Consider the following 7,331-nt stretch of genomic DNA (forward strand, 5'->3'; position numbering starts at 1 on the left):
CCTCGCTCCGGTGCCCGGGGCGGACGACAGAACCGCCGCCGGGCGGAGCCCGACGACGGTTCTGGAGGATCGACGGGCCGGGGCCCGGGAAGATCCTTAGGAGATGACGTTGATGTTCGCGGCCTGGGGGCCCTTGGGGCCGTCCTGGGTCTCGAACTCGACGCGGTCGTTCTCGTTCAGCGAGCGGAAGCCGTTCGAGTTGATCGCGGAGAAGTGGGCGAAGACGTCCTTGGAGCCGTCCTCGGGGGTGATGAAGCCGAAGCCCTTGTCAGCGTTGAACCACTTGACGATACCGGTAGTCATGGGAGACCTGATCCTTCATGAGATGAACGTTTCCCGACGTTCGAGAAACACGACAGTTGTGATGCATGGAAAACGTCTTCTCAGAAAAACTGCTGCACCCGAGTGGGCCGAACTGCTTGAAAGACAAAAACGAACCTCAACAACTGCGCACCACTCTACACGAGATCCGACCGGGCACCACCCGGGGCCACCGGATCGCCGCCAGGACCGCTCAGGCCGCCGGCGCGCCGAGCCGGATCAGGAGCACCCCGCCCACGATCAGGGCGACCCCCAGCGCGGAGACCCACGTGAGGGGCTCCCGGAACAGCGCCCAGCCGGCCAGCGCGGTCAGGGCCACCCCCGCGGCCGACCAGATCCCGTAGGCGACCCCGAGGTCCATGCCTCCGGCCAGGGCGAGGCTCAGGCCGGTGAAGGCGAGCAGGTAGCCCGTGACCACGGCGGCATACCACCGGGGGCGGCCCCGGGCGGCCATCCGCAGGGACAGGGTCGCGGCGACCTCGGTGAGGATCGAGCCGGTGAGGAGGAGCCAGACCATCAGGCGCTCCCCGGCCGGGCGGAGCCCACGGGCCGCCGGTCGCCCTCCGCCGGGGCGGCGGCACCGGGCCGAACCGTGCCCAGCTCGACGCACAGCACCCCGGCCACCACGAGACCGATCCCGGCCAGCATGAGCGGGGTCAGGGCTTCGCCGTGCAGCGCGGCGGCGCCGAGGGCGGTGAGCGTCACGCCCAGGGCCGCCCACACGCCGTAGGCCACGCCGAGGGGCGTGCCCAGCCGCAGCACGGCCGCCAGCAGCGTGAATGCGGCGGCGTAGCCGGCGACCACGAGCACGTACCAGGCAGGGTGCTCCAGCGCGGCCTTCAGGGACAGGGAGGCGGCCACCTCGCAGACCACGGCGGCGCCCAGCAGGCTCCAGCGCAGCACGGCTCAGCCCGCCAGCAGCTCGTCGGCGACCGCCCGGAGCCGGGCCCGCTCCTGGGGGCCGGGAACGAAGACGCCCGCGGCGTCGGCGAACCACACGCCGTCGGCGAGCAGCCGCACGGCCAGCAGCCGGCTCCGGCGCTCCACGGACAGCTCCGCGGGCAGGTGCACCCACGGCTCCACCCGCGCGACCCAGCGCTCCTTGAGCGTGGCGCGCAACCGCTGGTCGGTGAGCATCACGAGGTCGGTCTCGTCGACCTCCCCGGAGAGACACCAGTCGAGGTAGGCGCGCAGCCGTTCCTCCGCGGGCACCTGCTCCGGCGGGCCCGGCAGACGGCGGGCCATCTGCGCGTCCCAGCCGTCCATCACCCGGTCCACCAGGGCGAGCATCAGCGCCTCCTTCGTGGGGAAGTGGTACATCACCCCGGGCTTGGTCAGCTCCACCTGCCGCGCGGCCGACGCCAGGGAGACGGTGCCGCCGCCCCGGATCAGGTCGAGGGCGCCGTCCAGGATGCGCTCGCGCGAGGAGGTGCTCATGAAAAAGTACTTTACCAACCGGAAGGGTGGTGGCACGATGATGCACATCACCGGCACGACGGCCTCGGCCGCCGCACCGGTTCGCGGGCACGACGACGTCCCGCCCCTGCCCGGTCCGCGCCCGGACCCGGCGGGTGCTCCCCGGCCCGGACCACCACCTCCAGGAGGACTCGTCCCATGACTTCCGCCCTGCACCAGTCACCGTCCGAGAACACGTCTCCGCCCGCCGGGCGTTCCCGGCCGACCGTGAACCGCACGGTGTTCGCCGGCTCGGGCGTCACCATCGTCCTGTTCTCCCTGTGGGCGATTCTCGCCCCCGACCAGGCCTCCGCGGTGATCAACGCCGTGGTCGGCTGGATCGCGACCAACATGGGCTGGTTCTACGTCCTCACCGCCACGGTGGTGACGGTCTTCGTCCTGGTCGTGGCCTTCTCCCGCGAGGGGACCATCAAGATGGGCCCCGACCACTCCAAGCCGCAGTACAACCTGTTCACCTGGACCGCGATGCTCTTCGCCGCCGGCATCGGCATCGACCTGCTGTTCTTCTCCGTGGCCGAGCCCGTCACCCAGTACTACGGCCCGCCCGCCGGGGACGGGGCCAGCGCGGAGGCCACCCGCATGGCCGTGGTGTGGACGCTGTTCCACTACGGTGTCACCGGCTGGGCGATGTACGCCCTGATGGGCATGGCCTTCGGCTACTTCGCCTACCGCTGGAACATGCCCCTGAGCATCCGCTCGGCCCTCTATCCCCTGATCGGCAAGCGCGTGCAGGGGCGCACGGGGGACGCCGTGGACATCGCGGCGCTGCTGGGCACGATCTTCGGCGTGGCCACGTCGCTGGGCATCGGCGTGGTCCAGCTCAACTACGGCCTGTTCCTGCTCTTCGGGATCGAGGAGGGCCCTGCCGCACAGATCGGGCTGATCGCCCTGGCCGTGGTGATGGCCACCGCCTCGTGCGTCTCGGGCGTGGACAAGGGCATCCGCCGACTCTCCGAGCTCAACGTCCTCATGGCCGTGGCGCTGATCGTCTGGGTGCTTGTCGCCGGCCGGACGTCGTTCCTGCTCGACGCCACCGTGCAGAACCTGGGCGACTACGTGTCCGCGCTGCCCGGCATGACCCTGGACACGTTCGCCTACACCGGGGCCGCCGAGTGGATGGCGGGGTGGACCCTGTTCTTCTGGGCCTGGTGGATCGCCTGGGCGCCGTTCGTCGGGCTGTTCCTGGCCCGGATCTCCCGCGGCCGCACCCTGCGCGAGTTCGTGATCGCGACCCTGACCGTTCCGTTCCTGTTCATCCTCATCCTCGTCTCGGTCTTCGGCAACAGTGCCCTGGCGATCGTCACGGGCGGCGACGACGCCTTCGGCCAGGCCGCCATGAACACCCCCGAGCGGGCCTTCTACTCGCTGCTCGAGCAGTACCCGGGTGCGCCGCTGCTCATCGCGCTCGCCTCGCTGGCCGGGCTGCTGTTCTACGTCACCAGCGCCGACTCCGGTGCGCTCGTGATGTCGACGTTCACCTCGACCATCCAGGACCCGACCCAGGACGGGCCCAAGTGGCTGCGCGTGTTCTGGGCCGCCGCGACCGGGCTGCTGACCCTGGCGATGCTGCTCGTGGGCGGGGTGCCGACCCTGCAGGCCGCCACCCTAATCATCGGGCTGCCCTTCTCGATCGTGATGTACCTGATCATGATCGGCTTCTGGAAGGCCCTGCGCGCCGAGCGCTCCCAGCGCGAGGGACGCACGTCCACCCGGCGCTCCGCGGCCGCCTCCCGCATCCCGGGCCCGGACAGCCACTGGCGCCGCAGGCTCTCCCGGACCGGCTCCTTCCCCGGCCCGAAGGCCGTGCGCCGCTACGAGGACGAGGTGCTCGTCCCCGCGCTCACGGAGGTCGTCGAGGAGTTCCGGGCCCAGGGCCTCGACGCCGAGCTCACCAGCTCGGTCGTCGGCTATCAGGACCTGTCCGAGCACACGCTGACCGTGCGGATGGGCGAGGACCGGGACTTCTGCTTCCAGGTCTATCCGGTGGCCACGCCGGTCCCGGCCTTCGGCGGGTTCCGCACCAATCCCGACTCGGACCTCTACTACCGCCTCGAGGTCTTCAACGAGACCGGTTCCCAGGGCACCGACGTCATGGACTGGAGCCACGAGCAGGTCATCAACGACGTCCTCGACAGCTGGGAGGCGCACCTGGCCTTCCTCAGCATCCACGCCGGCCCGTCCGTCATCCAGGACGGCGAGCAGGGCCACCCCGACTGGTCCACCGACATCCACGACGTGCCGACGGGGCAGATCCCCGCGGCGAAGGAGGCACAGCAGTGACCGACACCCTGTTCATCGACGGCCGGTGGCAGCCCGCCGCCGAGGGCGGCACCCGCACCATCGTCTGCCCCGCGGACGGCACCGAGGTCGGCGTCGTCACCGAGGCCACCGCCCAGGACACCGAGCGGGCGATCGCCGCGGCCCGCCGCGCCTTCGACGACGGCCGCTGGTCCTCCGTGCCCGGCCCGGAGCGCGGGGACCTGCTGCTGCGGGTCGCCGCCCGGCTGGGCGAGCGCCGGGACGAGTTCGCCCGCGCCGAGTCCCTGGACACCGGCAAGCGGCTGGTCGAGTCCGAGATCGACATGGACGACATCGCCGCCTGCTTCACGTACTTCGGCAAGACCGCCGCGGAGCAGGCCGGCCGCGTCGTCGACGCCGGGGACCCCACCGTGGTCTCGAAGGTCGTCACCGAGCCGGTGGGCGTGTGCGGGATGATCACCCCCTGGAACTACCCGCTGCTGCAGGCCGCGTGGAAGATCGCGCCGGCGCTCGCCGCCGGGTGCACCTTCGTGCTCAAGCCCGCCGAGCTCACCCCGCACACGGCGATCCTGATGATGCAGGTCCTCCAGGAGGCCGGCCTGCCCGACGGGGTCGCCAACCTCGTGCTCGGCGCCGGCGCCGGGGCCGGGGCGCCGCTGGCCTCCTCCCCGGACGTGGACCTCGTCTCCTTCACCGGCGGCGTGCTCACAGGCCGGGCGATCGCGGCCGCCGCCGCGCCCACCGTGAAGAAGATCGCCCTGGAGCTCGGCGGCAAGAACCCCAACGTGGTCTTCGCCGACGCCGACTTCGACGCCGCCGTGGACAACGCCCTCAACGGCGCGTTCGTGCACTCCGGGCAGGTCTGCTCCGCCGGGGCCCGGCTGGTGGTCGAGGAGTCGGTCGCCGAGCGCTTCGTCGACGAGCTGGTCCGCCGCGCCGAGGGCATCCGGCTCGGCGGCCCGTTCGACGAGCAGGCCGAGACCGGGGCGCTGATCTCGCAGGCGCAGCGCGAGAAGGTGCACGCCTACGTGGAGCGCGCCCGGGAGCAGGGCGCCCGGATCCGCACCGGGGGCGCGTACGCCACCGGCGCCTCCGCCGACGGGTCCCTCGACCTGGAGCAGGGCTACTTCTACCCGCCCACGGTGATCGACCGCTGCACCCGCGAGATGGACTGCGTGCACGACGAGGCCTTCGGCCCCACCGTCACGGTCGAGACGTTCAGGACCGAGGACGAGGCCGTCGAGATCGGCAACGACACGATCTACGGCCTCGCCGGGGCCGTGTGGACCTCCGACGCCGGGCGCGCCCAGCGGGTCGCCGCCCGGCTGCGCCACGGCACGATCTGGATCAACGACTTCCACCCCTACCTGCCGCAGGCGGAGTGGGGCGGGATGAAGCAGTCCGGCATCGGCCGTGAGCTCGGCCCCACCGGCCTGGGCGAGTACCAGGAGCTCAAGCACGTCTACCAGAACACCGCCCCGGCCGTGACCGGCTGGTTCGCCGGGGCCTGACCCGTGCCGGCCCGGCGTCGTCGTCGCCCGCACGACGACGGCGCCGCCGGCGCGCCCCGCACGACGCCACACCCCGCACCCTTCCCGAGGAGAGACATGACCACGCCCAGCCCCACCCCCGCCCCCGAGACCCCGCACGAGTTCGACTACGTGGTGGTCGGCGGCGGCTCCGCCGGAGCCGTCGTCGCCGCGCGACTGTCCGAGGACCCGGCCGTGACGGTCGGGCTCATCGAGGCCGGCCCGCACGACCGTGGCATCGACGAGGTGCTCACCCTCAGCCGCTGGATGGAGCTGCTGGAGTCCGGCTACGACTGGGACTACCCGCTCGAGGAGCAGGAGAACGGCAACTCCTTCATGCGCATGGCCCGGGCCAAGGTGCTCGGCGGCTGCTCCTCGCACAACTCCTGCATCGCCTTCTGGGCCCCGGCCGAGGACCTCGACGAGTGGGAGGAGGTCCACGGCGCCGAGGGCTGGAACGCCGAGACCGCCTTCCGCCTCTACCAGAAGCTCGAGACCAACGACGACGAGGGCGCCCACCACGGCCACGACGGACCCGTGCACCTCATGCAGGTCCCGGACGCCGACCCGTGCGGCGTCGCCGTGCTCGAGGCCTGCGAGCAGGCCGGCATCCCGCGCACGCCGTTCAACACCGGCAAGACCGTGGTCGAGGGCGCGAACTTCTTCCAGGTCAACCGCCGCGCCGACGGCACCCGGGCCTCCTCCTCCGTGTCCTACCTGCACCCGGCCGCCGACCGGGAGAACCTCACGGTCCTGCACTCGACCCAGGCCACGCGCGTGGTCGTCGAGGACGGCCGGGCCGTGGGCGTGGAGGTCGTCGACAACGCCTTCGGCGCGACCCGCACCGTGCGCGCCCGCCGCGAGGTCGTGGTCTCCGCCGGCGCGATCGACACCCCGAAGCTGCTGATGCTCTCCGGCATCGGCCCCGCCGAGCACCTGCGGGAGGTCGGCGTGGACGTGCTCGTGGACTCCCCGGGCGTCGGCTCCCACCTGCAGGACCACCCCGAGGGCGTGATCCAGTGGAGGGCCCGGAAGCCCATGGTCACCGAGTCCACCCAGTGGTGGGAGGCCGGGATCTTCTCCCGGGTCGACCCCGAGGGCGACCGGCCGGACCTGATGATGCACTACGGCTCGGTCAACTTCGACATGCACACCTACCGGCAGGGCTACCCCACCGCCGACAACGCCTTCTGCCTCACCCCCAACGTCACCCACGCCCGCTCCCGCGGCACCGTGCGGCTGCGCTCGCGCGACTTCCGGGACAAGCCGAAGGTCGACCCCCGCTACTTCACCGACCCGGAGGGCTACGACATGCGGATCATGACCGCCGGGATCCGCAAGGCCCGGGAGATCGTCGCGCAGCCGGCCCTGGCCGAGTGGGCGGGCGAGGAGCTGTTCCCCGGTCCGGACGTGCAGACCGACGAGCAGATCGCCGACTACGTGCGGCGCACCCACAACACCGTCTACCACCCGGCCGGGTCCTGCCGGATGGGACCGGCCGAGGACGAGATGTCCCCGCTGGACCCCCGGCTGCGGGTCAAGGGCGTCGCGGGCCTGCGCGTCGCCGACGCCTCGGTGATGCCGGAGCTGACCACGGTCAACCCCAACATCACCGTCTACATGATCGGGGAGCGCGCGGCGGAGCTGATCGCCGCGGACGCCGGCGCCGAGCTGATCGCCGCGGAGGCCGGCGACTGAGCGCCCGCCCCGCGGAGCAGGACGGCGGCGGGCCCCGGGTCGTCCGAC

7 protein-coding genes are annotated in these 7,331 nt (G+C 71.9%); 3 read left to right on the plus strand and 4 right to left on the minus strand.

Annotated features, from left to right (window positions below; genetic code table 11):
* Positions 1-96: 96 nt before the first annotated feature.
* The 4 genes from ACFU0Y_RS15805 to ACFU0Y_RS15820 all read right to left on the minus strand — a co-directional run bounded on the left by ACFU0Y_RS15805 (position 97) and on the right by ACFU0Y_RS15820 (position 1,758).
* A complete protein-coding gene (locus tag ACFU0Y_RS15805; protein WP_017832155.1) occupies positions 97-303 on the minus strand; it encodes a cold-shock protein in 207 nt (68 codons plus the stop codon).
* A gap of 211 nt (positions 304-514) precedes the next feature.
* Positions 515-838 carry a DMT family transporter gene (locus ACFU0Y_RS15810; RefSeq protein ID WP_380215528.1) on the minus strand — a complete coding sequence of 108 codons (324 nt, stop codon included), beginning with the start codon at positions 836-838 and terminating at the stop codon, positions 515-517.
* Complete coding sequence (locus ACFU0Y_RS15815) at positions 838-1,224, minus strand: DMT family transporter (protein ID WP_380215530.1); 387 nt, start codon at positions 1,222-1,224, stop codon at positions 838-840. Before ACFU0Y_RS15815 ends, ACFU0Y_RS15810 begins: the two co-directional genes overlap by 1 nt.
* Positions 1,225-1,227: 3 nt before the next feature.
* On the minus strand, positions 1,228-1,758 hold the full coding sequence (locus ACFU0Y_RS15820) for a TetR/AcrR family transcriptional regulator (protein ID WP_380215532.1): 531 nt from the start codon (positions 1,756-1,758) through the stop codon (positions 1,228-1,230).
* Between the two features lie 177 nt (positions 1,759-1,935).
* Between ACFU0Y_RS15820 and betT the strand changes: the two genes are divergently transcribed.
* From betT to ACFU0Y_RS15835, 3 genes are all read left to right on the plus strand, one after another.
* A complete protein-coding gene (betT, locus tag ACFU0Y_RS15825; protein WP_380215534.1) occupies positions 1,936-4,077 on the plus strand; it encodes a choline BCCT transporter BetT in 2,142 nt (713 codons plus the stop codon).
* On the plus strand, positions 4,074-5,567 hold the full coding sequence (locus tag ACFU0Y_RS15830) for an aldehyde dehydrogenase family protein (RefSeq protein ID WP_380215536.1): 1,494 nt from the start codon (positions 4,074-4,076) through the stop codon (positions 5,565-5,567). The genes betT and ACFU0Y_RS15830 overlap by 4 nt, the downstream gene beginning before the upstream one ends.
* Positions 5,568-5,663: 96 nt before the next feature.
* The gene (locus ACFU0Y_RS15835) at positions 5,664-7,283 is read left to right on the plus strand and encodes a GMC family oxidoreductase (protein WP_380215538.1); all 1,620 of its coding nucleotides are present in this window, start codon (positions 5,664-5,666) and stop codon (positions 7,281-7,283) included.
* Positions 7,284-7,331 lie beyond the last annotated feature (48 nt).

Source organism: Kocuria sp. NPDC057446, assembly GCF_042802875.1.
In the GTDB taxonomy this organism is placed as follows: domain Bacteria; phylum Actinomycetota; class Actinomycetes; order Actinomycetales; family Micrococcaceae; genus Kocuria.